General features: G+C 41.5%; 18 protein-coding genes. 11 read left to right on the forward strand and 7 right to left on the reverse strand.

Translation table 11 applies throughout. The features are described from left to right. Positions 1 to 114 precede the first annotated feature (114 nt). The 11 genes from Q1A18_RS02395 to Q1A18_RS02445 all read left to right on the forward strand — a co-directional run bounded on the left by Q1A18_RS02395 (position 115) and on the right by Q1A18_RS02445 (position 16,051). A complete protein-coding gene (locus Q1A18_RS02395; protein ID WP_299576959.1) occupies positions 115 to 1,275 on the forward strand; it encodes a glycoside hydrolase family 88 protein in 1,161 nt (386 codons plus the stop codon). Positions 1,276 to 1,282: 7 nt separating this feature from the next. Beyond that, positions 1,283 to 2,125 (forward strand): 5-dehydro-4-deoxy-D-glucuronate isomerase, encoded by an 843-nt coding sequence (gene kduI / locus Q1A18_RS02400; RefSeq protein WP_299576961.1) that lies wholly within the window; start codon positions 1,283 to 1,285, stop codon positions 2,123 to 2,125. Between the two features lie 58 nt (positions 2,126 to 2,183). Next, positions 2,184 to 3,425: a DUF2264 domain-containing protein gene (locus Q1A18_RS02405; RefSeq protein WP_299576963.1), complete on the forward strand. Its 1,242-nt coding sequence runs from the start codon at positions 2,184 to 2,186 to the stop codon at positions 3,423 to 3,425. 29 nt (positions 3,426 to 3,454) lie between these two features. Next, the gene (locus Q1A18_RS02410; RefSeq protein ID WP_299576965.1) at positions 3,455 to 4,252 is read left to right on the forward strand and encodes a gluconate 5-dehydrogenase; all 798 of its coding nucleotides are present in this window, start codon (positions 3,455 to 3,457) and stop codon (positions 4,250 to 4,252) included. Between the two features lie 4 nt (positions 4,253 to 4,256). Then, complete coding sequence (locus tag Q1A18_RS02415; protein ID WP_299576967.1) at positions 4,257 to 5,528, forward strand: DUF4861 domain-containing protein; 1,272 nt, start codon at positions 4,257 to 4,259, stop codon at positions 5,526 to 5,528. 312 nt (positions 5,529 to 5,840) lie between these two features. Next, positions 5,841 to 6,428: an RNA polymerase sigma-70 factor gene (locus Q1A18_RS02420; protein WP_299576969.1), complete on the forward strand. Its 588-nt coding sequence runs from the start codon at positions 5,841 to 5,843 to the stop codon at positions 6,426 to 6,428. A 48-nt stretch (positions 6,429 to 6,476) separates the two neighbouring features. Next, entirely contained in the window at positions 6,477 to 7,568 is a 1,092-nt protein-coding gene (locus Q1A18_RS02425; RefSeq protein WP_299576971.1) for a FecR family protein, read from the forward strand. A 175-nt stretch (positions 7,569 to 7,743) separates the two neighbouring features. Next, positions 7,744 to 11,196: a TonB-dependent receptor gene (locus tag Q1A18_RS02430; protein WP_299576973.1), complete on the forward strand. Its 3,453-nt coding sequence runs from the start codon at positions 7,744 to 7,746 to the stop codon at positions 11,194 to 11,196. 21 nt (positions 11,197 to 11,217) lie between these two features. Next, positions 11,218 to 12,933: a RagB/SusD family nutrient uptake outer membrane protein gene (locus Q1A18_RS02435; RefSeq protein ID WP_299576975.1), complete on the forward strand. Its 1,716-nt coding sequence runs from the start codon at positions 11,218 to 11,220 to the stop codon at positions 12,931 to 12,933. A gap of 94 nt (positions 12,934 to 13,027) precedes the next feature. Continuing rightward, a complete protein-coding gene (locus Q1A18_RS02440) occupies positions 13,028 to 13,468 on the forward strand; it encodes a DUF1573 domain-containing protein (protein ID WP_299576977.1) in 441 nt (146 codons plus the stop codon). A gap of 1,068 nt (positions 13,469 to 14,536) precedes the next feature. Further along, positions 14,537 to 16,051, forward strand: coding sequence for a BCCT family transporter (locus Q1A18_RS02445; protein WP_299576979.1), 1,515 nt, complete (start codon positions 14,537 to 14,539; stop codon positions 16,049 to 16,051). A gap of 248 nt (positions 16,052 to 16,299) precedes the next feature. Here Q1A18_RS02445 and Q1A18_RS02450 read toward each other — a convergent pair whose 3' ends face one another. The 7 genes from Q1A18_RS02450 to Q1A18_RS02480 all read right to left on the reverse strand — a co-directional run bounded on the left by Q1A18_RS02450 (position 16,300) and on the right by Q1A18_RS02480 (position 25,539). Further along, entirely contained in the window at positions 16,300 to 18,585 is a 2,286-nt protein-coding gene (locus Q1A18_RS02450) for an excinuclease ABC subunit UvrA (RefSeq protein WP_299576981.1), read from the reverse strand. Beyond that, positions 18,582 to 19,112, reverse strand: coding sequence for a dihydrofolate reductase family protein (locus Q1A18_RS02455; protein WP_299576983.1), 531 nt, complete (start codon positions 19,110 to 19,112; stop codon positions 18,582 to 18,584). The genes Q1A18_RS02450 and Q1A18_RS02455 overlap by 4 nt, the downstream gene beginning before the upstream one ends. 63 nt (positions 19,113 to 19,175) lie before the next feature. After that, entirely contained in the window at positions 19,176 to 19,922 is a 747-nt protein-coding gene (locus Q1A18_RS02460; protein ID WP_299576984.1) for an AraC family transcriptional regulator, read from the reverse strand. A gap of 33 nt (positions 19,923 to 19,955) precedes the next feature. Continuing rightward, positions 19,956 to 20,558 (reverse strand): hypothetical protein, encoded by a 603-nt coding sequence (locus Q1A18_RS02465; RefSeq protein ID WP_299576986.1) that lies wholly within the window; start codon positions 20,556 to 20,558, stop codon positions 19,956 to 19,958. A 450-nt stretch (positions 20,559 to 21,008) separates the two neighbouring features. Further along, a complete protein-coding gene (locus tag Q1A18_RS02470; RefSeq protein ID WP_299576988.1) occupies positions 21,009 to 21,695 on the reverse strand; it encodes a hypothetical protein in 687 nt (228 codons plus the stop codon). A 983-nt stretch (positions 21,696 to 22,678) separates the two neighbouring features. After that, the gene (locus Q1A18_RS02475) at positions 22,679 to 23,755 is read right to left on the reverse strand and encodes a Rid family hydrolase (RefSeq protein ID WP_299576991.1); all 1,077 of its coding nucleotides are present in this window, start codon (positions 23,753 to 23,755) and stop codon (positions 22,679 to 22,681) included. Beyond that, positions 23,755 to 25,539 (reverse strand): beta-propeller fold lactonase family protein, encoded by a 1,785-nt coding sequence (locus Q1A18_RS02480; protein ID WP_299576993.1) that lies wholly within the window; start codon positions 25,537 to 25,539, stop codon positions 23,755 to 23,757. The genes Q1A18_RS02475 and Q1A18_RS02480 overlap by 1 nt, the downstream gene beginning before the upstream one ends. Position 25,540: the final 1 nt, after the last annotated feature.

The raw sequence follows: 25,540 nt of genomic DNA on the forward strand, positions 1-25,540 counted from the left end.
CAATGTACAAATATGATAATTATTTTTCAAAAAAATGAAAAGAAAATGCAATCGATTGCATAATTGCTTCCTTTATCTTAGATTTGTGCTTCTAACTAATTAATGAAATTTAAAATGAAACATAGAAATTTAATTCTAATCAGCCTGGTGTTTATTGCAATTCAGGCTTGCTCTCCCCAAAAGGCTAGCAATGAGGACTTGACACAACGGCTTTCCGATCAGTTGAACGTGTTGGTGCAGGCAACCGATGATTCGGAGAAACTGCCTCGTTCATGGACTGAAAAAGATGGGTACAAAATGATTGGCATTCGAGACTGGTGCAGTGGTTTTCCACCAGGAATGTGTTGGTATATGTATGAGTTGAGTAATGATGAGCAATGGAAAAATACTGCGATTAAAACGACGGAGAAATTGGACGGAGTGCAGTTTTACACTGGAACGCACGACTTGGGTTTCATGGTGTTTTGCAGCTATGGAAATGCTTACCGGCTAACCGGTGACGAAGCGTACAAAGAGGTAATTTTACAAGGCGCCGAAAGTTTGGCTTCGCGCTTTAACCCGGTTACTGGAGCTATTCGTTCGTGGGACTGGGGGAAATGGCAATTTCCGGTTATCATTGATAATATGATGAATTTGGAAATGTTGTTTTGGGCATCCAAAGTTTCCGGTGATAACCGTTTTCGGGATATTGCCGTAACTCATGCAAACACCACATTGGAACATCACTTTAGGGACGATATGAGTTCGTACCATGTGGTAAGCTATGATACGATTACCGGAGAAGTGGAGCGCAAACAGACTCACCAGGGATACAGCGACGATTCTGCTTGGGCACGTGGACAATCCTGGGGACTATATGGCTACATTGTTTGTTATCGGGAAACAGGTGATGCGAAATACCTGAAAGCCGCAGAAGATATTGCTGCTTTTATTATTCCGAACCTGCCGGAAGATTTGGTTCCTTACTGGGATTACAATGATCCTAAGATTCCAAATGTAAAAAGAGATGCTTCAGCAGGAGCCTTGTTGGCTTCGGCTTTTTATGAACTGGGAACAATGGTGGAAGACGGGCAGCGTTATTTCGATCTGGCAGATCAGCTTTTGGAAACGCTTTCTTCCCCTGAGTATTTAGCAGAAGGAGGAGCCAATGGCGGATTCTTGTTAAAACATTCAGTGGGGCATCTGCCTGGAAATTCAGAAATCGATGTTCCTTTGAATTATGCCGATTATTATTATTTAGAAGCAATTAAGCGAAAACGTGAATTAAAAAAATAAGAGAATTATGACTACAAATTTTGAAGAACGCTATGCGTATCATCCGGACGATTTTAAAACCTATGATACGGAGAAAATCAGAAAAGAATTTTTGGTAGAAAAAGTGATGGAAGAGGATACCATCAATTTAGTGTACTCACACATTGAGCGCTACATTGTAGGAGGAGCTGTTCCGGTAACTAAAGCATTGACACTGGGAACGGTTGATGCATTGAAAGCAAACTATTTCTGCGAGCGACGCGAAGTTGGAATCATCAATGTGGGTGGCACAGGAAGTGTGAGTGTTGATGGAAAAGAATATGTGCTTGAGTTTAAAGATGCCCTTTACATTGGAAAAGGAGCGAAGGAAGTGGTATTCAAATCGGCTGACAGCGAGAAACCCGCTCGTTTCTATTTCAACTCGGCACCGGCTCACAAAGAATTCCCAACCAAACACGTGACTTTAAAGGATGCCAATGTATTACACCTGGGCTCTCTGGAAACATCCAACGAGCGTAACATCAACCAGCTGTTGATTAACACCGTTGTTGAAACATGCCAGTTGCAGATGGGAATGACCGAGCTGAAACCCGGAAGCGTCTGGAATACCATGCCTGCGCATACTCACAGCCGCCGGAATGAAGTTTACTTTTACTTCAATGTACCCGAAGACCAGGCCGTGTGTCACTTCATGGGACAACCCCATGAAACTCGTCACTTGTGGATGAAAAACGAGCAAGCTGTAATCTCACCAAGCTGGTCGATTCACTCGGCGGCGGGTACAAGCAACTACATTTTTATCTGGGGGATGGCCGGCGAAAACCTGGATTACACCGATATGGACATTATTAAACCAACAGAATTAAAATAACCTTATTACAATACCCCTTCGAGGGGTATTGTTGTCTTTCTGACAAAATACCTAGAAGATGAGAAGAAGAGATGTTTTCAAATACTTGTCATTAGCGGGATTGTTGCCACTTAGTGGAAAAGCAACAGCTTCTGTTTTTGCTGCAGATGAACCAACCAATCATCGTGAATATTGGGTGCACGTACTAACCAGTATTTCTTCTCCATTATTGGAGGCATTAAGCAAAGGCGAATTAAAAAAGAATATGCCGGTAGAATGCAAGCCGGGAATGAAGGCGAACAGGGAAGAGGTTACCTACCTGGAAGCTTTTGGTCGACTTTTGGCAGGTTTGGCTCCTTGGCTTGAATTAGGGGCTGATAACAGTCGCGAGGGAAAGCAGCGCAAACACTTCATTGAGTTGGCCCAGAAGAGTCTGAAAATGGCGGTAGATCCGGATTCTCCGGATTTTATGAACTTCACCAAAGGCTATCAACCATTGGTTGATGCTGCTTTTTTAGCACATGCTATTTTAAGAGCACCCAATGTGCTTTGGAAACAGTTAGATAAAACGACTCAAAGGCAGTTGGTTGAGGCGATGAAAAGTTCAAGGGAAATTACCCCTTGGTATAACAATTGGCTCTTGTTTAGTGGCATGGTTGAGGCTTTTCTGGCTTTTGCAGGCGAAGACTGGGACCAAATGCGTATTGATTTGACCATTAAAAAACACATGGAATGGTACGTTGGTGACGGGATGTATGGCGATGGTCCTCAGTTTCACTGGGATTATTACAACAGCTATGTTATTCAACCCATGATGGTCGATATTTTAGCGGAAACAGTCAAGCATAGCAAGCGTTATGATTCCACCTATCAGACTGTTTTGAAGCGAGCTACCCGTTATGCGGCTATTCAGGAGAAATTGATTTCGCCGGAAGGAACTTTTCCCGCAATTGGCCGGTCATTACCTTACCGTTTTGGAGCATTTCAACACTTGTCACAAATGGCTCTTCAACATCACTTGCCCGAATCCATTAAGCCGGCTCAGGTGCGGTGTGCACTTACTGCCGTTATCAAACGAATGTATGAAGCCGATGGTGTTTTTGATGCCAATGGCTGGTTAACAATTGGTTTTGTTGGCCATCAACCGGATATTGCTGAAAGCTATATCTCAACCGGAAGCTTATACTTGTGTTCGGTAGGCTTACTGGCCCTTGGTTTACCTGAAGATGATCCGTTTTGGGCTGATCCGGATACAGACTGGACGGCGAAAACAATTTGGGGAGGCACGAATTTCCCGGCCGACCATGCATTGAAAGATTAATTATACAAGATATTTAAATACAACTCATAATGAACGAATTATTTGAATTAACAGGCAAAGTAGCCCTGATTACCGGGGGAACCCACGGAATTGGAATGGCTATTGGTAAAGTTCTGGGAAAAGCCGGAGCAAAAATCTGTGTTAACGATTTATCAGGCGATAAGCTGGAAAGCTGTCGGGCAGAATATAAAAAAGAAGGCATCGATGTGTTTGCCTTGAAATTTGATGTGACCAGTGAAGAAGATGTTGATCGCGGCATTTCCGAAATTGAAAAGGAAGTGGGGGAGATTGATATTCTGGTTAACAATGCCGGAATTATCAAGCGAATCCCAATTCTGGATATGCCCATTGCTGATTATAAGCAGGTGATTGATGTGGATTTGGTGGCTCCTTTGATTGTTTCCAAGCGTGTGGCGCCTAAAATGATTGCCAAGCGCAGCGGAAAAATTATCAATATGTGCTCGATGATGAGTGTGTATGGCCGCAATTCGGTTTCTGCCTACGCTTCAGCTAAAGGCGGATTAAAACTGTTAACCGCCAACATGTGCTGCGAGTGGGCTAAATACAATTTGCAGATTAATGGTATTGGACCTGGTTACATTGCTACGGCGCAAACAGCTCCTATTCGTGAGGGCGGACACCCTTTCAACGATTTGGTGATGACTCGTACTCCTGCAGGCCGTTGGGGTGAACCTGAAGATATTGGTAATGCCGCACTTTTCCTGGCTTCAGCAGCAAGTAACTTTGTCAATGGACAGGTGCTTTATGTTGATGGCGGAATCCTGGCCAACTTCGGCTATGTTAAAGGTGAAAACGATTTGGACTAAGGTTATGAAAAAGCTAATCTACCTATTATTTGTTGCCGGACTTTTTTCCTGTTCAACACCGAACAATCAACTTACGATGAAGAACCCGATGGATACAGACCGTCCGGATGAGACCATCCTGATTGAACGAGTTGACCTGGAACAAAAATTCGGCAAAATTGAAGCCGGGCTAGCTCCTGTTTTGAAACGCAACGGACAGTTGGTGCCGACTCAGGCTGACGATATGGATGGCGATGGTTATTGGGATGAACTGGTTGTTAATCTCGATTTCCTGGCCAATGAAACCATTACTCTGCAGCTTGAATTTATTGCGGTAGCCGATTATCCTGACTTTGAGAAACGCACCAATGTACGTTTGGGAATTGTTCAGGAAGATCACTCTTTTAAGGAAGTGGATCAGTACTTTGCTCCTCAGGGACTGGATGGATTTCCAACCATTGCTCAAGGAGAAAGTGTTAACTGGGAAAACGACAAAATGGGTTTCCGCAATTATTTTGATTGCCGGAATGTGAAAGACCTGTTTGGAAAACTTCAACCCGGTTTGATCATCGATAAAATTCATACGCCGGAAATGGGCGACTATCACAAGTTGGCCGACTGGGGAATGGATGTCCTGCACTGTGGAAGTAGCCTAGGATCCGGAGGTTTGGCCATGCTCGAAAATGATTCGCTTTTTCGACTGGGCTCCACCGATGTTTATGAGTATCAAAAAGTCGTTGAAGGTCCCATTCGTTCGGTGTTCGATTTGAAATACAAAGGATGGGATGTGGCCGGCCAAAAGCTGGATGCAGTTGAGCGGATCAGCATCTATCCAGGCAAATATTGGTTCCAGTCGGATGTTACGGTGACGGGGTATACCGGTCAAAAGCAACTGGCAACAGGCATTGTTACCAGCTTATTGAAAAACGAGCCCTATTCGTTTGATGCCGGTAAAAACTTTGCCGCCATAGCCACCCTTGATGTGCAATCGCTAAACCAGGATGAGCTTGGAATGGCCGTAATGGTTCCGAAAGATGAGCTGACAGCCATTGACCGGACAACCGATATCAACTTCTTTAAAGAAGGCTACCAAACGGTGCCGGCAAAAAACTTTAGCCACGTTATTTCTGAAACATATTATGTGGCACAGAAGCTTGCCAATGAGCAACCAGCGCGTCATTATTTCTTTGCGGTTTGGGGGCTTGAAAATCCCAAATGGAAAGAAATTGACCATTTTAAAAGCTACATTAACGAAGAGGCTGAAAAACTAAGTCATCCCATTGACGTTATTATTTAGGAAGGATCGTTTTTCGTTAAATGCAAAGGAGTCATGGCAACATGGCTCCTTTTTTTTGAATTGAAAATTACAGCTGGGCTGAACGGTTCAGTGTAAGCTTATGTTGTTTAACAGTTAAGTCAGGTAACGTTAGGTAGATCAGGAGGAATTGTGCTCTGTTTTGAAAATGAGACTGTTCTATAATAGCAAAATCCCTTCTTGTATTTCAACAAAACTTTCTATATTTCGTTAAAATAAAACTGCTTATGTTGCAGTTTTGTTTTTTTGTTGTCCGATATACTCCTAAACTAACGAAGATGAACTATGCCAAACATGGATCAAATCTTATTTTCACGGGTAAAGTTTCATAATGATCAAAAAGCTTTTGAGTATATTTTTGATGCCCACTATGCTGCGCTTTGTGCTTATGCTTCGGGAATATTAGGGAGTCATGAAGATGCCAAAGACATTGTCAATGATTGTTTCCTGGAATTCTGGAATAAACGGCAGTCGATTGAAATTACCAGTTCATTAAAGTCTTATTTGTACATTGCCGTCCGCAATTTGTCGATTAACCAGTTGCGCAAGCGGAAGCAGAAAGTGAGCCTCAGTTCGGAACTGACTTACCCATTTTATAAACAGGAAGAAGTCTCAGCCAAAATCGAACAGCTCCAACAAATGGAAACGCTTGAAGAACGGTTGAAAGAGGCTATTGACTCCCTTCCGAAGCAATGTCGCTACATTTTTTTCCTGAACCGGTTTGAGCAAATGCCTTACAAAGCCATTGCGAAGAAACTGAATTTGTCGGAAGGCACGGTGAAAACTCAAATTGGCCGTGCTTTGAAAAAAATACGCCTTGAATTTGAGGGTGTTAAGACAAAAGGTGAAATTTTCTTGTTTAATCTTGTATGCCATTTTTGAATTTCATTGTCATAGAGGTAAAAGTTAGTTTACACATCGGCTATGAGCATGAATTCAGAGATTGATGTCCTTATTCTGGACTATGTAAATGGAACGTTAAGCAAACAGCAGGAAGCTGAGCTTTTTGAATGGGTGGAGGCTTCGGAGCAAAATGCCACATATTTTAGCCAGTCCGTTGCTTACATCGAACTTTCCTCGGCGGCTTTAAAATCCGAACGATTCAATACCCAAAAGAATTGGAAGCAGCTTGCTTCTAAAATAAACCCCAGGGCCAAGCTTCTTCATATGAGCATTGAGCTGGCCAAAATCGCCGCTGTATTTGCCATCGCCTTTATTCTGGGGCATTATTATTTTCAGCTTAATCCATCCGAAGAAGTTAATGAGCTAAGGGCTGATTACATTGTAACAGAAGTCCCATTTGGAAGTAAATCGGTAGTGACTTTGCCCGATGGCTCGCGCGTTTGGATCAATGCGGGAAGTTCTGTGCGGTACCCCATAACTTTTGATGAGAGCCAACGGTTGGTTTGGCTGGACGGAGAAGCATTTTTTGATGTTGTAACCAATAAAGAACGCCCCTTTTATGTTGAAACCGCAGGGGTGAAAGTGAAGGCCACTGGTACGCGTTTCAATGTCAGGGCTTATAGCGATGAGGGATTTATTGAAACTCTTTTGGTAGAAGGTGAAGTGGCTGTAAATCGTGCGCTGGCTCCCCAGAAGGACGATGTGGTGCTAAAGCCCAACCAGGTACTTACCATTTATAAAAATAAGAATCAGCAAAAGTGTGATCAGCAATTGGCTGACCAAAAAACTCAAGAACATTCAGACTGCCAGGATAAAGCACCCCTAAAGATTGAAAAGGCGGTGCTGACTTCCGATGTTCGAACGGATATCTACACTTCTTGGAAAGAAAGGGAGTGGGTGATTTATAAAGAACAGTTTGGCTCACTCATGAAGAAGCTTGAAAAGCGGTATGATGTAAGCATCAACATAAAAGATTCTTCATTATTTGACCTGGCCTATAGCGGCACACTGATGGATGAAAACCTGAAGGAAGTATTGGATGTGCTTAGCATCACCTCTCCAATTAATTATACACTCGACAATAAAAATGTAAGCATATGGTATAACCCTAAATTCTAGTAAATTAACAAACGTTCTCAAAAAAAAGAGTAACAGGATGGTACCAGCATCCTGCTACTTTATTAAACAACAGCATACGTAAGTATGTATCGTCTAACTAATTATTTGTAAAACTATGAAAAAAAAACAGTTCTTTGAATCCCCCTGGGATCAATTGAAAAAACTTTTTCTATTTATGAAACTAACAGCCTTTTTTTTACTGCTGGGATTAGTTCAGGTAAGTGCGGAAGTTCATTCTCAAAACACCAAGCTTAACCTGGAAATAAAAAATCAATCCTTACGTTCTGTATTGAACGTTATTGAGCAATCAAGTAATTTCCGTTTCTTCTACTCGGAAGACGCTTTATCGCTGGATGAAACAGTCAATATTGATGTTCGGAATAAAGATGTCAATGAAGTTCTAAATGAACTGTTCGAAGGAAAGGACTTGGCTTACAGCTTTCAAAACAACAACTTGATTGTTTTGAAAGCCATGAATTCAGAGCAACAAGATGAACGTGTTATTACCGGTGGGGTAACTGGTAGTGATGGTACTCCAATTCCTGGGGTATCGATTGTTGTGGAAGGAACAACCAACGGAACAATTACCGATTTGGACGGACACTTTACCTTAGAGGTTCCTGAAGAAGCTACAGCCCTTACCGTATCGTATATCGGGATGAGAACCGAAACGATTACACTTGGCAATCAGGCCTCTTTTCAGATTGTATTGGAGCCCGACGTGATTGGAGTGGACGAAGTAGTGGTAGTTGGTTATGGTACCCAACAGAAGAAAACCTTAACCGGAGCTGTTGCTTCAGTTGATGAAACAGAATTGCGCTCGGTGCCGGCTGCAAGTGCTGCTGCCAAGTTACAAGGACGAGTGGCTGGTGTAACGATTACCAATGACAATACCCCCGGAGGAGAATCAATGGTGAGGATACGGGGAATTGGCTCGGTCAACAACAACGATCCGTTATACATTATTGACGGCGTGCCGACAACCGGAGGATTGAGTAAGATCAACCCCAATGACATAGAGTCCATGTCAGTACTAAAGGATGCCTCTTCTTCTGCGATCTATGGAGTGCGTGCTGCCAACGGGGTCATTCTGGTAACCACCAAACGTGGTAAAGCCGGAAAACCGGTTTTGCGGTTTGATGCCCGTTATGGAATTCAACGGACCATTAACAGCTTGGATCTATTGAACTCTCAGGAATATGGAGACCTGCTCTGGCTGGAAAGTAAAAACCTGGGATTGGAAGTTGGTGACGAAGGTTGGGGAAACTCACAATATGGCTACGGATCTGTTCCTGTGATTCCTGATTACATTATTCCTGAAGGAGCCATGGCAAGCGAAGTTAATGAAAGCGATTACAGCTATCCAAGTCCTTATAATGGAATTACCCGTGCCAATAAAGAAGGAACGGACTGGTACGATGAAATTTTAGATCCAGCTCCTATTCAAGAGTATAACCTATCGGTATCCGGTGGTACTGAAAAAGGGAAATATGCCTTTTCCGGTGGTTATATGAGCCAGGATGGTGTTGTTATTCATACTGGATTCGAGCGCTTTTCCTTGCGTTCAAATGCTGATACAAAAATTACGGATTGGCTTGAAATAGGTGAAAGTCTGGGCGTATCCTACACCGACAGAACCGGACAGGGAACCAATAATGATGAAGGAAACTCTATTTCGCAAGCTTATCGGATGCAGCCGCTTATTCCGGTATATGATATTGCCGGAAATTTTGCAGGAACACAAGCCAAAACCATGGGAAACGGAGCCAACCCCGTAGCTGTTCTTACAAGAGACAAAGATGATTATTACCGTGATTTACGCGTTTTGGCCAATGCCTATGCACAGGTTAATGTGCTTTCAGGCTTGAAGTTGAAAACCTTAATTGGGGCGGATTATACGACGACCCGTCGTCAGGATCGCACCTTGACGAACCCGGAATTCTCGGAAGCTATTCCAACTGAAATTCTATCACAGTACTATTACGGAACATTCCAGTATAACTGGATCAACACCTTGAATTACGAAACCAGCATCAACAATGAACACAACTTCAATTTCTTGCTGGGAACTGAGGCGGTTAAATGGAATTACGATTGGTTCCAGGGTGGACGTTCAACATTTGCCAGCACCGATTTGGATTACATGGTTTTAGATGCTGGAGAAAAGGATCAGGTGGCCAATGGCTCCTTTGACGAGTGGTCTACCTTCTCGTACTTTGGACGTATCAATTACGACTACATGGGCAAATACCTGGCGGAAGCTGTTGTGCGTCGCGATGCCTCTTCGCGTTTCTCGGAAGATAATCGCTGGGGAACTTTCCCGGCATTCTCTTTAGGATGGCGTCTTTCGGAAGAAGACTTCATGAGTAATACGGACTGGATTGATAACCTGAAACTTCGTTTTGGTTGGGGTAAAAACGGAAATGATAACGTTGGCGGCTACTACAATGCCTATACCACTTACCGCGTTTACAATGGCGAATCGTACTACAGCTTATCGGGTTCCAACTCGGCTACTGATGCAGGTATTCATAAATACAAATTGGGTAATCCGGATGGAAAATGGGAAGCCAGTGTAACAACCAACTTCGGGATTGATGCAACCATGTTTAATAAACTGGAGGTTAACCTGGATGTTTACAAACGGGTAACCACGGACATGCTTTACAATCAGAACCTGCCTTATACTTACGGACGTTTGGTACTGCCAGCAGTGAATATTGGTGAGATGGAAAACAAAGGATTTGACCTGATGCTTTCCTACCGGGAAAAGATAGGCCGGGATCTTAAACTGAATCTTCGGGCCAATATCTCGCATTACAAGAACGAAATTGTTAAGCTGAACGAAAACCCGAATGAGATTCTTTACGGACCTTCATTGCGTCAGAATACCTATACCGCTACAATGACCGGAGAGCCTATTTCTTCCTTCTACGGCTATGTTGTTGATGGTATCTTTAATTCTTGGGATGAAGTATATGATCATGTGCCTTATAACTCAGAATCTTTTGATGGGGATTCATACAGCCAGCCGGGTGTGTTTAAATACCGCGACATTAGCGGCGATGGAAAGATTGATGCGGCAGACAGAACTGTCATTGGAAATCCTCATCCTGACTTTACTTACGGTATCAATATTGATCTGGAATATAAGAATTGGGATATGACCATGTTCTTCCAGGGATCGCAAGGCAATGATCTGATTAACTATGTAAATCGCTGGATCATGTTTAACAACTTCTCCGGAAACCGTGGAAAAGCACGTTTGTATGAGTCCTGGACTCAGGAACGTTATAATTCAGGTGCTAAAATTACCCAACCCATTGCCTTACGCGATGATGCCGTTATGCAGAAGAACTCCAGTTTCTTTATTGAAGATGGGTCTTACTTCCGGATGAAAGATTTACAAATTGGTTATAGTTTACCCCGCTCTCTGATTAGTAAAGCAGGTATTGAAAGCTTAAGGCTGTATATTCAGGCTACCAATTTATTCACCATTACAGATTACAGCGGTTTAGATCCTGAACTTTCTAACCCGGATTCCAATCCTGATCGCTTGATTGGTGTTGATGAAGGTGTTTATCCAACTTCCCGAATCTTCATGTTTGGTGTTAATCTGAATTTGTAATCACTTAAAATGAAAAGACATATGAAAAAGATATTATTTCTATCCTTCATCTTTGTGGCAGGACTGATTTCTTCCTGCACCAATGACTGGTTTGAGATAAAACCTAAGGGACAAGGATCTCCAGCAACCTTAACCAGTAAAACGGGAATTGAATATTTGTTGACAGGAACTTATGCTGTTGTTGACGGAACACATTTGCCTACCGATGGTGCTGTTTGGGCCAGTGCTGTTTCAAACTGGGTATGGGGGAGTGTCGCTTCCGACGATGCCTATAAAGGATCAGATTATGGCGATCAGGCAACTATCAACCCTGTAGAAGCGTTTACCGCTGATGCAGACAATGGCTATGTGGCCAACCATTGGCAAGGATTGTTTGACGGTGTTATTCGTGCCAACGATGTACTTCGGTATTTGCCGGAAACTGAAGACATGAATGAAACCGAAAAATTGCAGGCTGAGGCTCAGGCCAAATTTCTACGTGCGCATTTTTATGTTGAGCTGACCATGGTTCATGGTAAGGTTCCTTACATTGATGAAAACACAGAAACGCCTAAAACAGTAGCAAACGATCATTTGCTTTGGCCGGAAATTGAAACTGACATGAAATTCGCGGTTAGCAATTTGCCCGAGTCCTGGAATGAGGTTGGTCGGGCTACCAAGTGGGCTGCCAAAACTTATCTGGCTCGCATTTATTTACTTCAAGGGAAATACAGCGAGGCTTTACCGCTTTTGGATGATGTTTACACCAATGGGCCTTTCGAGCTCATGGAGAGTTATGAGCAGAACTACCTGATTGAATTCAATAACAACAAGGAGTCTATTTTCGAAATTCAATATGCAACCAACGATGGAGCATCGGGGTCGCCTAACGGTGGCTGGGGCGATGCCTTAAATTTTCCTCATGGGGTTGCCGGCATGGGAACCTGCTGTGGCTTCTTTCAACCAACACATAGCTTGGTAAGTGCTTATCGCGTGGGCGATGATGGTTTACCACTGCTGGATGATACCTATTCGGCTGACGATATGCTTCCTTACGATACTGATATCACTAAAGGTGAGGATGTAATGTACGACGGGCTTGTTGATCCGCGCCTGGATCATACGGTTGGACGTCCGGGAATTCCATTTTTGGATTGGGGAATCCATGTTGGTTATGGATGGATTCGTGATCCCAGCAATGGCGGCCCCTATTTGTATAAGAAGAATATGTTCAAGCAATCTGAAAAAGGATTGGCTACCACAACCGGTTGGGCAACGGGTGTGAACCCCAATAATTTCCGGAAATTCCGTTTTGGTCATGTTATTCTTTGGTTAGCCGAATGCGAAGCCCAGGTTGGTTCGCTGGATCGTGCAACTGATTTGGTGAATGAAATTCGTAGCCGCGCTAAGGACTCTAACGTGGTAAGGTTTTCCGATGGAACTCCTGCAGCCAACTACATGGTTGAAACTTATGATGATACTTTCGAGTCAAAAGAGTTTGCCATGAAAGCCATTCAGCATGAAACCCGAATGGAGTTTGCTATGGAAGGATTACGCTTTTTTGACTTGGTACGTTGGGGCATTGCTGCTGATGTGATGAATAACTACCTGAGCGTGGAAGGAACTAAAATGACGCATTTGTCAGGTAAAAGCTTCACCGCAGGAAAGCATGAGCGTTGGCCAATTCCGCAGACACAGCGAGACTTGTCGGTTGACGAAACCGGAGCGACTGTGTTAGAACAAACACCTGGCTACTAATCGAATCAATGTTTAAGTATAACGAGTTGCTCAAGGGCAACTCGTTTATTTTTAGTTGGAATATATACATCTCTAAATCGGAATCCCTTTGAAAATGAACCATTATTTTGACATTAAAATAAACGGATTTAGAAATTACATGCTGATAACTGTACTTGCTGTTTTTATTTGGAATTGCCAGGGACAACAAGCCAGTAGGGGAGAAACCAAGATGATGGAATTAACAGACTCGGCCTATGAAGATGTGGTTTATGAGCTGGGGACCCTGGTTGTAGGGCAGGAGCAGGAAGTTGTCCTCACCCTGACAAACAAGACCCCAAAACCTGTTTTGATCAACAACGTCCGGGTATTTTGCGGATGTACCATGCCCGAATATCAAACAGAGCCGATTCTTCCCGAAGCTTCATCAGACCTTAAAATTCGCTTTGTTGCTGACAGTCCGGGGCTGTTCAACAAGGCCGTTAGGGTCTATCTAAGCAACCAGGATGATCCCTTTGATGTGCAATTTACAGGAGAGATTACCCAAACGCTTTAAGCCGTTTTTAGTCATCGGCTCATCTGCCCAAAAAAGAGTTGTCCATTCGGTCAACTCTTTTTTTTTGTTTGTTTGGTTGGGGCTAGCCAATAGGATATTCCGGATCGCCTGAAAAACTGAAGATGCAAATTGGGCAAGTTTGATGGATTATAAATCTAATCCGGCTTGGATTTTGCAGTGCTTCTAAAGTCAGTTGCAACTTTGCTTATTTTCTCCGTAAAAATCGGTCGCGTTTTTTTCAACCTCGATTACAGGAGAAACAATTCGCCTGCACAATTTTTTTTGTGAAAAAAATATTCAAGCTGTTCGCCCTCATTGTCAGCTATGTATGACGTGTTTGCATTTTCTTCGTAAGCAGATAATGTCCAAAAAATTATAAAAACTTAATTGTATTTCGTTATTTCGCGAACTATTTGGGAAATTGTTATTCATAACGAAAGACAAAATGTCTGTGGGAAGGTAAGTTCAATACAAATTCAGTCCATCTTTAGAAAGATGGTGTCTGTCTTCCCATTCTGAAGTAGCAAGTGGTTGAGAGTAAGGTTTGTGGTTTCCAGTGAAAGCTCGTTAATGAGTTCCGCCGCGCTTTAATACTTAACCGGCTCTGCTCCGAAACAATATTGTGAGAAATGAGAAATATGCAGGTTGAAAGTAGGGTTTCATTTTTAATTACATGTATATCCGCTCAAATTAATCCATTCTTGCCAGGACACTAATCTGATTATTCCTGTATTAAAACTTGTTCGTAGAATGTTTCCGCCAATTAAAAATTTTAAGTGTTTATTTTAACAATAGATTGTATGAATCAAACTGTCGCATGGGCCGTTCTTCAACCCAGCATAGTAAATGATATTACCGGAAGCAGTGTCGAAAGTAGTGAATTAGAGGTTCCCCCCTAGGAAAAACCACTCCAATTAATTCTTATTTCAAATTCTTAGTGCCAGACAAGGAAGAAAACTTATCAGGCAGCTACTTCCATTTTGGAGTACTCCACCTGGAGAAGGTTTCAGGTCAGGAAAATACATTTTAAATCAATAATGGAAGCTCTTAATTTCTTAAGCAATAGTAATGAATAATTTCAAAAACAAGTATTTTGATATCTCAAAGCCGGTTTTCATTCCGGCAGCATTAATCACCTTTTTATTTGTCAGTTTTACCATCATTTTTAACGAACAATCGGAAGCTGCATTTTCCGGTTTTCAGGCTTATATGTCGCGTAATTTTGGTTGGTTTATTTCTCTAAGCATTAACTACTTTCTAATATTTGTACTCTACCTGGCATTTAGCAAATTTGGCAAAATCAGAATTGGAGGGAAGGATGCAAAGCCCAGCTTCAGCAAGTTTTCCTGGGTAGCGATGTTGTTTTCAGCGGGAATGGGAATTGGCTTAGTCTATTTTAGTGTTGCAGAACCGATGCTGCATTTTAGCCACCCCATTGTTGATGGGGCTTCAGATATTTATAAATCTCGCTTAGCCATTCGCAACACCTATTTTCACTATGGTTTTCATGTTTGGGGAATTTACATGTTACTCGGAATTGCACTGGCCTATTTTACCTTTAATAAAAACAGTTCATTATCATTAAAATCGACCTTGGTTCCGCTATTTGGCGATCGGATGAATGGATGGCCTGGCTATCTAATTGATGTTATTGCGGTTTTAGCAACACTGTTTGGATTAGCGACCTCACTGGGCTTTGGTGCCTTGCAGTTCAGTACCGGCTTATCCGAGTATTTTGGATTAGAAAATGCTACTAGTCTACAAGTGAGTTCCATCATCGGAATTACTCTAATTGCAACGATCTCTGTTGTTACGGGTTTAAATAAAGGACTAAAATATTTAAGTAATGCCAATATTGTTATCGCACTAATTGTTTTTGCATTTGTGCTAATCTTAGGAAATACGGTTCGCTTAATCGATGGTTTTGTGCAAAGCTTAGGAATTTACCTTTCTGATTTGATTGAATTAAGCTTATTCCGAAATCAAAATAGTACGGCCGGAAGCTGGTTTAAAGGTTGGTCGATGTTTTACTGGGTATGGTGGATTTCCTGGTCGCCATTTGTTGGTACGTTTGTTGCCCGGATTTCCAAAGGGAGAACCATTCGGGAGATTGCGATTTTTGGCTTGGTTTTACCTTCTGTCTTTTCATTTTTATGGATGTCAGTTCTGGGTGGAACCGCTATCAATCTGCAATTGGATGGCAATTTGGATATGGCATCCATCGTAGCACAAGACAGCTCCATTGGACTTTTCAAAATGCTGGAGACCCTCCCTTTTTATGACATCACTGCATTTGTGTGCATTATTTTAGTGGGTACTTTTTTCATTACGTCTTCGGATAGTGGCTCTTTGGTGGTAGATATGATGACCGCAGGAGGGAAATTGAATGCCCCCAAAGGACAAAAAATATTTTGGGCTTTTATGGAGGGCGCTATTGCCATCGCCTTATTAGTAGGAGGTGGTTTAACGGCTCTTCAATCAGCTTCTATTTCAACCGGCTTTCCTTTTGCAATTATCCTGGTGCTGGTTAGTCTTTCGTTGGTTAAAAGCTTAAAACAAGATGAGCAGTTAAAGCACGTATAGTTTTCTATTGATGGCGTTTCCTGACAGAATGATGCGGTACGATATGATCGATTGAAAAAGCGGGATTACATCCCTTTACTGGATCGCTACAATCAAGTTAAACCAAGTACGGTTCTGTTTCCTATGATTTAACGAACCGCCGGGTATGTGCCTGATTTTTAAATGTCCGGTGGACATTTAAAACGACAGGGAGGAGCGTAGCTCGCGTACGCTGGGTGGTGTGAGGGGTTCCCCGCTAGGCTTTTAGCCTAGCGGCTTCCCACTCGATTAGCATTCGTATTTCTTAATCTATAATCTTTCAAATATTTTCCTGTATAACTTTCTTCACAATCGGTTATCTGGTCGGGAGTTCCTTCAAATATCAATTCTCCTCCTGCAATTCCTCCTTCACGCCCGATGTCAATAATCCAATCAGAATTATTTATTACGTCCAGATTGTGTTCAATTACGATTAATGAATTTCCATTATCAACCAGTTTGTTCATTAGGTCAATAATCTTCTTGATGTCGGACATGTGCAAACCAGTTGTTGGCTCGTCCATGATGTAAATGTTCCCTTGCTTGTGTAATTCGCTTGCAAGTTTTACTCTTTGACATTCACCTCCTGATAATGTTGAAAGCGGTTGTCCAAGTTTTAGATATCCTAATCCTACTTCAATGAGCAATTTAAGCTTTGATTGGATTTCTGCGCTTTCAAAGAAATCATATGCTTGATTAATTGTCAATTCTAAAACTTCAAAGATGTTCTTTCCTTTGTAGACATATTTTAAAACGTCTTTGCTGTATCTTTTCCCATCGCATTCTTCACATTTTGATTTTACTGAATCAAGAAATGCCATATCAATAGTTATATAACCTAATCCATTACATTTAGGACAAGCTCCTTTTGAATTGAAACTAAACAGAGAGCTATTTACTTTATTGGCTTTCGCAAATTCTTTTCGGATTAAGTCAAATACTCCTGTATAAGTTGCTGAATTAGAGCGTTCAGATTGACCAACAGGACTTTGGTCTATAACAATTGATTCAGGATTTTTCTTTACAAATTCTTTATGAATCAATGAACTTTTACCTGAACCTGCAACGCCAGTTATACAAACAAAAACTTTCTTAGGAATTCTTACAGAAATACACTTTAGGTTATTAGCTGTCGCATTGGTTATTTGATAATACTCGTCCGATTTTCTTAATCGGTTTTGACGCTCAATTGGATCGTTTAAAAACTTACCTGTTAAAGTATCAGATTTTTTTAGTCCTTTATAGCTTCCTTGATAAACTATTTCTCCGCCTTTTGCTCCTGCATTTGGTCCAATATCAATAATATGGTCTGCGATTTTAATAACATCGGGGTCGTGCTCCACTACCAAAACTGTGTTCCCTGCTTCTTTTAAGTCTTTGAACAACTCATTAACCAAATGCACATCTCTCGGATGCAAACCAACACTTGGCTCGTCTAATATATAGAGCATTTCGGTCAAGCTGCTTCCTAATTGTTTTGCCAATTTAACTCGTTGAGCTTCTCCTCCCGACAATGTACTTGTTTCTCGCGATAGGTTTAAATACCCAACTCCAATATTTACCAAATACTGTAAACGTATTTTAATTTGTTGAAGAACTGTTTCTACAAGTGGGTTTTCAATTTGTGAAATAAAACCATACAGTTCATTTAATTGCAACAGGCACAATTCATAAATATTTTTTCCATTTATTTTTATCGAAAGTGCTTTTTCGTTTAATCGTGCTCCACCGCATTTATCACAAGTCCCTTGATGAATGTAGTTATTTATAACATCCTGTTTCTTCTTTGATAAACTTGCAATGTCTTTATTTAGATACAAACGGTTAATTTTTGTGTATATACCTTCATAATTTCCTTTCAGGAATCCTTCTTCACTTCCCATGTTGTAACGAATGGCTTTCGCATACAAAAAGTCATTTATTTCTGATTCTGAAAAATCTTTAAAAGGTTTATCACAATCAAACAAATTAGACATTACAATCTGTTTCCAATAAATCGAATCAACTTTGAAATCACTAAATAAGATTCCTCCATTATTTATTGATTTATCCCAATCTATCAAAGAATTAATTTCGATTTTTGTCGCTTTACCAGTTCCACTACAATTCTCGCACATGCCCTCGGGAGAATTAAAAGAAAAATGATTTGAACCTCCAATAAATTCAGAACCGATTCGGGAATATAATAATCGCAGGTATGTGAAAATTTCGGTTACAGTACCAACTGTAGACCTTGAATTTCCAGAAAATCTCTTTTGCTCAATTAGGATAACAGGAGATAAGTTTTCAATCAAATCATAATCAGCCTGTTCATATTTAGGCATTCTGCTTCGCGCAAATGTGCTAAATGTATCATAAAGTTGTCTTTGTGCTTCGGAGTTTATCGTTTCAAAAACAAGCGATGATTTTCCTGAACCAGAGACACCAGTAAACAGTACAATCTGATTTCTTGGGATCTCTAAATCCAAGTTTTTCAGATTGTTTTGTCTTGCTCCTTTTATGACAATATTTCTCATTGCTTTGAATAATGAAGTTGAACAAGCCCTGTGTCAAAGCTTTTACTCGATAATGCTTTTAAGTTTATCGTATCTATCCCACCAATAAATAAACGTTTTCCGTCACCCAAGAATACAGGTATTACAGAAATGATATATTCGTCAATTAAGTTTTTCTGCATCAACAATTTTACAATCTGACCGCCGCCATCACAAACAATATTTTTTCCTTGCTCGGATTTCAATTTATGTATTAATTGCTCAATATCACCGTTGTAAAAAGTAATATTTTCCTTGTCTGCAATATTTTGTCTTGTAATAACATAACAATCCAAATTTTCAGCTTGAGGTAACTTTCCTCCTGTAAGCTTTAAAATTGTATCGTATGTTGTTTTGCCAACAATGTAAGCATCAACATCCTTATAAAAATCATGATAACCATAATCTTCACCTTCTTTTTCAACTATTGATAACCAAGACAATTCGTCATCTTTTGTTGCCAGATAACCATCAATACTCATACTAATGTACAATACTAACTTTCTCATAATATTCTCCTTACTTTATTTCGCAAAAATAAATAATGAGCTTTTGATAAAATTGTACAAAATTTACCCATTTAAAAATTGTTTTGGGGTTACTCCGCAGAATTTCTTAAAAACTCTTATAAAGTGCGATTGGTCGTAAAAACCTGAGTCTAATCCAATATTTATAAGCTTTTCCGAGTCTTTATTTTGTAGCAATTGAATAGCATAATTTACCTGCTTCAATTTTATATATTCACTTGGGGTAAGAAGAAAATGTTTTTTAAACTTCTGAATAAAACTTTTCTGTGATATTGAAATAGACATATTGAAGTCTTTTAAGCTTCCTTTTTCCAAAAGATTTTTAGATATATAACTTTCAAACTTTGCCAAATCATTATCAATGGGGGTAACTTCAAATATTTTTAATAGATGCTGTTCTACTCTTTCAAAGTCAGGGTTTGTTGGCACAAATAGTTGTTCGAATAAAATTGCAGAAATGTTATCCATTGCCTTTGAACCAAACTTTTTAGTAAGCATCCCATAGCAAAATGGTTTTAGAATAAGTCCCACATTGCCATAAGTTCCAAATATTTTAGTTTGAAAAGGTGATGTTTTTAAACCTGATAAAATTTGATGACCATTACTTGAAGCAAGGTTCTCAACATTCTGACCTTCAATCTCGAACTTGTCTCCATAATTAAAAATGAGTTCGGTAAATAAAGCAGCATGATGACTTGAACTCATTTCAAGTTCTGATGCTTTACCAATCCAGATTAAATCAACATATTGGTTTAGAGGAAAACTGGGATTATATGTTTTTTCAATAATCACTTTCTTATTTGCAGTGCTGTTTTTATATGAATGCTAACTTAAGGCTTTGTTGAACCCAAAAATTAATTTTAACCTTCCCGTCTTGGTTTTGATGATTAAAAGCTCATTCGCATTTAAGGTTCTTTGCGCATCGGTACTTGTTTTGACTTCCTGCTCTTCATGAATAATCAGTTCGCTAATCCGATCTTTAAAATAGTCGTTAATCAGCTCTAAATTGCCCGGGTAATTCGGCACAATCCAGCAAAACTGTTTCGGGTCCCACCGGCTGTAGCGCAATGAAACAATAAAGCGAGTGTCACGGTCATTCTTAGGCAGTTTCAAGATGATCTTCCTGCCGATGACCTGCACCGAAACACCTTTTCGTTGTTGCGAAGGCTTAGGGTGAACCGCTATGGAGGAAATGAGCTTCGATTCTTCCGGTTTTTCAACAAAAACGTTGGGGGGACAGTCCATCTTCGGGAAAAGTTTTTTCAACTGATTAAATGCACGTTCGGTATAGGGGATATGCCATGCACCCAGCGTTTTGCTCCATTTAGCATCCTGAATTTGCTTAATCAAGCCAGCAATCTCCTGGTTGTAAGGGAAATCAACTTGAATACGATGCTCTCCCCGGTGGATGATTTTTGTTGCCCGCATAAGATAGCGTTGAGTATATACACCAAAATTAAGAAATATCTACAGTCGAATACCTCATTTTTTGTAAGAAAAAACGAGTTCACTAGTCTTTAGTCGCTGAAAACCAATTCGACAGCAGGCCCCGCGCTGCCGCGCGATTGCACCTGGAATCCGCGGTAGCAGGGATTGAAATCGAAAATTGGCCAAGGGGAGGCTTTTGATAGCCAATTAAATCAAAGCAATAGCCAGTTGGAGCGGAAATTTCCCCGATTAAATTTGAAAAATAGCCTATGGAAGCACATTTTTTGCCAATGGAGTTAAAAAACAGGACCGATGGGCTGGTGCTTAGGGTAATTGTATTCGGAAAATGGCCGATTGGGATCAAAATAGTGCCAATTGAAATCAAAAAAGGCCCCAAGGGACTTGTGGAAGTGCCCTTGGGGCTAATAAAATCAAGGGTTTCAGGAATGGTTAGCGATAATATCGCTTTCTTTTATCCTCATCTTTCCAAAAGACATAACGACCATATTCGCGAACAGCACTATCCGTTTTATACAATAGGGTAAATGCCTTGTCGCGCAATTGTTTCGTGCCACTGCTTTCATCCAGCGAACCATTGGCTGCCGCCAGCAGTTCAGACATGGCGTGCGACAGCGCACGTGCTGTTTGTAATTGATCCAGATTGAAATTGATGGCCGTTAGTGGTTCGGGATGTTTTTCACCTAAAACGGCCAGTTCAATTAAATCCTGAACCATATCAGCGTGACTGGTTCCTTCGCGAATGCGCATCACCTTTTTCTGAATGTTATCATCCTTACGGTAAGCAAACGAAAAATGATGTAATAAGTCTTTTTTTAACCCATAGGCCATGGGTGATTTTTCCTGCCATTCCTTTTGAGCGTCAATACGGGCGCGGTATTCGCTCTTCCATTGGGCCTCGCAGTAGCGCAAAGCTCCACTAAGTGTTACTAAGTTATCAATAAGTGAAGGATCCATGCCTGCAGCGGTTAAAGCGTCCCGGTCTTCGTTCGCTTCAATAGCCAGGGTTTCGGTGCTTGCCACAAAATCATCTACGGGCTGGTTGGGTAATTTAATCGCATCGGGTGCGAGGCTCTCGATTTGCTCTTTCCAAAGTTCAAAATCATTAAAATAACTCATGGTAAGATTAAATTATGTGATATCTTGCGGAAGTTCCGTCGGCCTCCTCATCCGATCCGAGCTGCAAAACAGGAATGGTTGATGACCAGCCGACGGTTTACTTCTCACAATCTTATGTTTCAAGTTACAACACATCTTCGAATATTTCCTAATCACTTTCCTCAAATTACATAATATAGAATACTTCTTAATAAGTAAAATGGCTTAATAAGCTCGCATATAATCAGACAATTAGATCGCAGGGCATGAGCGTACGAAGGCACGAGGTCACGAACGTACGAACCGATTACCAGCAATATTTAATTCCACGTTTTGAGCAGCAGTGCTGCGAAATATTTGTAGCTATGGATGTAAGGGAAACAAAGGTGCAGCGCACCGGGACGGGTGGGTTAAGAGGAGCAAGGAAACAGGCAGAAGGGAGAAGGCACGAGGTTACGAGCTCAGGAACGCACGAACGTAGGAAGTCACGCACAATCTGAATAACTGATAACCAATAACTGACCTTTTAACCGCCAAGTCGCCAAGAGAATGCGAAGAAAGAAGGCACGAAGGCATGAACGTACGGAGTCACGCACAATCTGAGAATCTGAACATCCGAAAATTTATTTTTAATCCAATTCGAAAACGCTCCTTACGCTGGTGGTTGGACTTCCTTCTCTTCTCGAAGGGAAGGTGTCCCGAGAACCGGGACGGATGGGTTACCAAAAAGGGAGCAGATGAGACAGGCAGAAGGGAGAAGGCATTAGCGTACGAAGGCACGACCCCACGAACACATGAACGTACGAACCTTGGTACTATCTGAACATCTGACAATCAATTTTAACAGTCGAAGAGTAGCGAGTACAAAACCGAAAACTGATAACTGGAAACTGAACAGGGAAAAGGATAAAGCAGAAAAGAAGAAGGACGGCCTACGAGGGGGTGTAACTAACAATACGAGATAGTCCGAATTAAAGCCACGTAGGCATGCGTGGCTTTAATTTTTATACATGTAAAGTAGCAAAGGCTTCTATCTCAACTAATAATTCATCGCGGCAAACGTCGGCCTGAACGTAAATGATGGCTGCATCCGGATAATGTTCATGACAAATTTTCTGAACCTGGTCAAAGTCTTCTTCCCGCTTAATATAAACCCGCAGTTGTTGAATACCTGGTGAATCATTATCAAGCGAAGAGCAAAGCATTTCGATATGTTTCAGTGTGAGCAGTGTTTGCTGCCTGATATCAGTCAGGTCACTTCCTTCACCCTTTATAGCAGCCGTACCTGATATAAAAAGCATGCCGGAAGTGCCGGATACTACAGCTTTGGCTCGTTCAAATTTAGGACTTGTTTTGCCATTTGATTGGCCTATCAAAACATCGGCCGAGTAGTCATGTGCGTCAACTTGTTTATGGTTACTGATAGTCTGAGTAGTGTAGCCATCAACTGCCAGTATGTCTATTATCAGCTGTTGTCCATCAACGCCGATGCCCGTTGCTGCCGGATAGCCTGAGGGCCACGAGGTCGTGTTGTATTTACGGCTTCTTACATCATTAAATGCCTGGTAGTTTTGTATTCCTTTGTCGAAGGCAATAATGCCGGGAATATAATTCCACTGCCTGACGATTGAGTTTAATGGAAACCCATTTTTCTTAAGGATGAGACTTACTGATTCAAAAGCCGTTTTTGCCTGTTCTTCTAATGTCAGATCATGGCTGTTAGAGATGCCATTGAGGAGGAGCAGTCGTTTATCCTTTTCCTCAATGATTATATAATCAAGACCATTATCATGTTTGTGGCATATCGTGCCATCGCCTTCATAGGTTGCGTATTCCACAGAAAGGAAACAGCCGAGCGGGGGCTGTTCAATTACTGATATGCCTGTAGGGACGTCAGCAAGACTCTCTTGCGCATATTGGGCGATAATTGCTTTGGGGTGATCCGGATGGCAGTTGGAATAGGGTTCGGTGAAAAAGCTGATCTTTACCAGGTTATTAATTGTATGAAGTTGTTTGAAGATGGCACAGACAGCCTGTTCAAACTCAGGGATAGCACTGTGGATGGAACTAAATTTTAACATTAAAGTGAATTAAGGTATTCAACTAGCTGGTTTATTTCTTCTTCGCTTAGTTTGTGGAATTTCAAACCGTGCTTTTCTGTGATGAACACATCTTTGAGGGTGGCGCTTCTGCCGTCGTGCAGGTATGGTGCTGTTCTCCATATCTCAACCAATGTGGGAGTGTCCCAGGTGTTTTGATGGTCAAATTCACCCTGTTGTCCCATTTCATGACGTTTGAGATCGGAATAGTAGGCACCATGATGACAGAAGCTACAATTTGCTTTTTCAAATACGGCTTTTCCTTTTAAGGCTTTGGCCGATAATTCTCCGTCGTCATTCAAAAAAGGACTGGGAACAGCTTTCAGGCTTTTCAAATAGGCATTAACTTTACGTGCGTCATCCTCGGTAACTTCGGCAAATTGAATGTGTTTGAATCCGGCTCGCACAGCCACTTCAGCATTGGGACGTATGCCCGTTATCATAGAAGGAGGGGTATGGTGACTAATCAAAAGACTTTTGCAGTTTTTCGGATTGCCAATACCATCGTTCAGCAAATCCCAGTTTAAACCATCTGTCCTAGCGTCGTTAGGATGGCATCCGTTGCACGACTGCCAGCCCTGGAAACAATGCGAAGCATCATTGAATATCATTTCTCCCAGTCGTATGTCATCTGGCTGATAACCCTTGTTCAGTGCAATGACTTCGTTTGCGTTGTTGGACTTATCAAGATCGATTATTTCGATGTTGTCGCTGAAGTAATTGGCGACGAACAGCTGCTTTTCGGTCATCACAACACTTCTTGGACCATTACCTTTTACCGGATATCGATTACGAACATCCTGAATAAAGTTCAGATCGTAGGTGAGTTGATGCTTATTGGGATGACTCATTAGCTTGTCGATGAATGCCTGATAAGAAATGCGGCTATAGTCATGTGTCCCCGAATGAGCAACAACCAATTCTTTGCTGTTTATATCGATTCCCCACGAGCCTGCTGCTCCCTGTTCCGGTTGATCCAGAATAACGGTTGCAACATAGGTAAGTGCACGTGCATCAATCACAGATATGGCAGAGGTATTCATCCATCCCTGTACAAGCTGAGTGGTTGGCACCTGAAAACGGCCCAGGTTATGGCTGATGAAAACATATCGGCCGTCGGGAGATACTTGTATGTCGCGTAGGGCGTTACTGCCGTTTGCCAGCCGGATGTCTTTGATTTTTTCCGCTGTCTCCGTATCAATGATCGATACGGCCGAGGCAACTGTATCAATATCGGCTCGTGTTTCAGGTAGCAGATTAGCCACAAAAAGATATTTGCCATCCGGTGATATGGTTTGGGCCATAGGCTGGCGCAATACTTTGATCCGACTGGTTTCTTTCAGTTGATTGATATCTACTACCGATATGTCATTGGAGTACTGGTTGGCTACATAGATAATGTCTTTTGTAGGATGTACTATGGGAGAGCAGGCGCCATGTCCCACTTTTACGTTAATTATTTCATTATTCCTGAGATTCACTTTTTGAAGGTATCCCTTGGAATCGGTCTTACTTATCCAAAGTGCCTCATTCTTAAATATAACTCCAGTGGGTGACAGATCTGTATTAATCGTTTTAACGACTTTACCATCCTTTAGCCGTATCACCAGCACTGTATTGGCTGTCTTTCCTGCAACGGCAATGAATTTGCCATCGCTGTCAGTAGCCATGTCAGAGGGTGAAAAAGGTTGCTGACCTTTTTGCGCCTGTAGCAATATGGTGCTGAACAGGAAGATACAAACTGTTACTAAACGAATAATGCGCATT

Origin of the sequence: uncultured Sunxiuqinia sp. (genome assembly GCF_947495665.1) — a bacterium.
In the GTDB taxonomy this organism is placed as follows: Bacteria; Bacteroidota; Bacteroidia; order Bacteroidales; family Prolixibacteraceae; genus Sunxiuqinia; species Sunxiuqinia rutila.

What these genes read in the sequence shown, in the direction of transcription:
- Q1A18_RS02395 (WP_299576959.1), top strand. Translation starts at nt 115, where the DNA reads ATGAAACATAGAAATTTAATTCTAATCAGCCTGGTGTTTATTGCAATT.
- kduI (WP_299576961.1), top strand. Translation starts at nt 1,283, where the DNA reads ATGACTACAAATTTTGAAGAACGCTATGCGTATCATCCGGACGATTTT.
- Q1A18_RS02405 (WP_299576963.1), top strand. Translation starts at nt 2,184, where the DNA reads ATGAGAAGAAGAGATGTTTTCAAATACTTGTCATTAGCGGGATTGTTG.
- Q1A18_RS02410 (WP_299576965.1), top strand. Translation starts at nt 3,455, where the DNA reads ATGAACGAATTATTTGAATTAACAGGCAAAGTAGCCCTGATTACCGGG.
- Q1A18_RS02415 (WP_299576967.1), top strand. Translation starts at nt 4,257, where the DNA reads ATGAAAAAGCTAATCTACCTATTATTTGTTGCCGGACTTTTTTCCTGT.
- Q1A18_RS02420 (WP_299576969.1), top strand. Translation starts at nt 5,841, where the DNA reads ATGGATCAAATCTTATTTTCACGGGTAAAGTTTCATAATGATCAAAAA.
- Q1A18_RS02425 (WP_299576971.1), top strand. Translation starts at nt 6,477, where the DNA reads ATGAATTCAGAGATTGATGTCCTTATTCTGGACTATGTAAATGGAACG.
- Q1A18_RS02430 (WP_299576973.1), top strand. Translation starts at nt 7,744, where the DNA reads ATGAAACTAACAGCCTTTTTTTTACTGCTGGGATTAGTTCAGGTAAGT.
- Q1A18_RS02435 (WP_299576975.1), top strand. Translation starts at nt 11,218, where the DNA reads ATGAAAAAGATATTATTTCTATCCTTCATCTTTGTGGCAGGACTGATT.
- Q1A18_RS02440 (WP_299576977.1), top strand. Translation starts at nt 13,028, where the DNA reads ATGAACCATTATTTTGACATTAAAATAAACGGATTTAGAAATTACATG.
- Q1A18_RS02445 (WP_299576979.1), top strand. Translation starts at nt 14,537, where the DNA reads ATGAATAATTTCAAAAACAAGTATTTTGATATCTCAAAGCCGGTTTTC.
- Q1A18_RS02450 (WP_299576981.1), bottom strand. Translation starts at nt 18,585, where the DNA reads ATGAGAAATATTGTCATAAAAGGAGCAAGACAAAACAATCTGAAAAAC.
- Q1A18_RS02455 (WP_299576983.1), bottom strand. Translation starts at nt 19,112, where the DNA reads ATGAGAAAGTTAGTATTGTACATTAGTATGAGTATTGATGGTTATCTG.
- Q1A18_RS02465 (WP_299576986.1), bottom strand. Translation starts at nt 20,558, where the DNA reads ATGCGGGCAACAAAAATCATCCACCGGGGAGAGCATCGTATTCAAGTT.
- Q1A18_RS02470 (WP_299576988.1), bottom strand. Translation starts at nt 21,695, where the DNA reads ATGAGTTATTTTAATGATTTTGAACTTTGGAAAGAGCAAATCGAGAGC.
- Q1A18_RS02475 (WP_299576991.1), bottom strand. Translation starts at nt 23,755, where the DNA reads ATGTTAAAATTTAGTTCCATCCACAGTGCTATCCCTGAGTTTGAACAG.
- Q1A18_RS02480 (WP_299576993.1), bottom strand. Translation starts at nt 25,539, where the DNA reads ATGCGCATTATTCGTTTAGTAACAGTTTGTATCTTCCTGTTCAGCACC.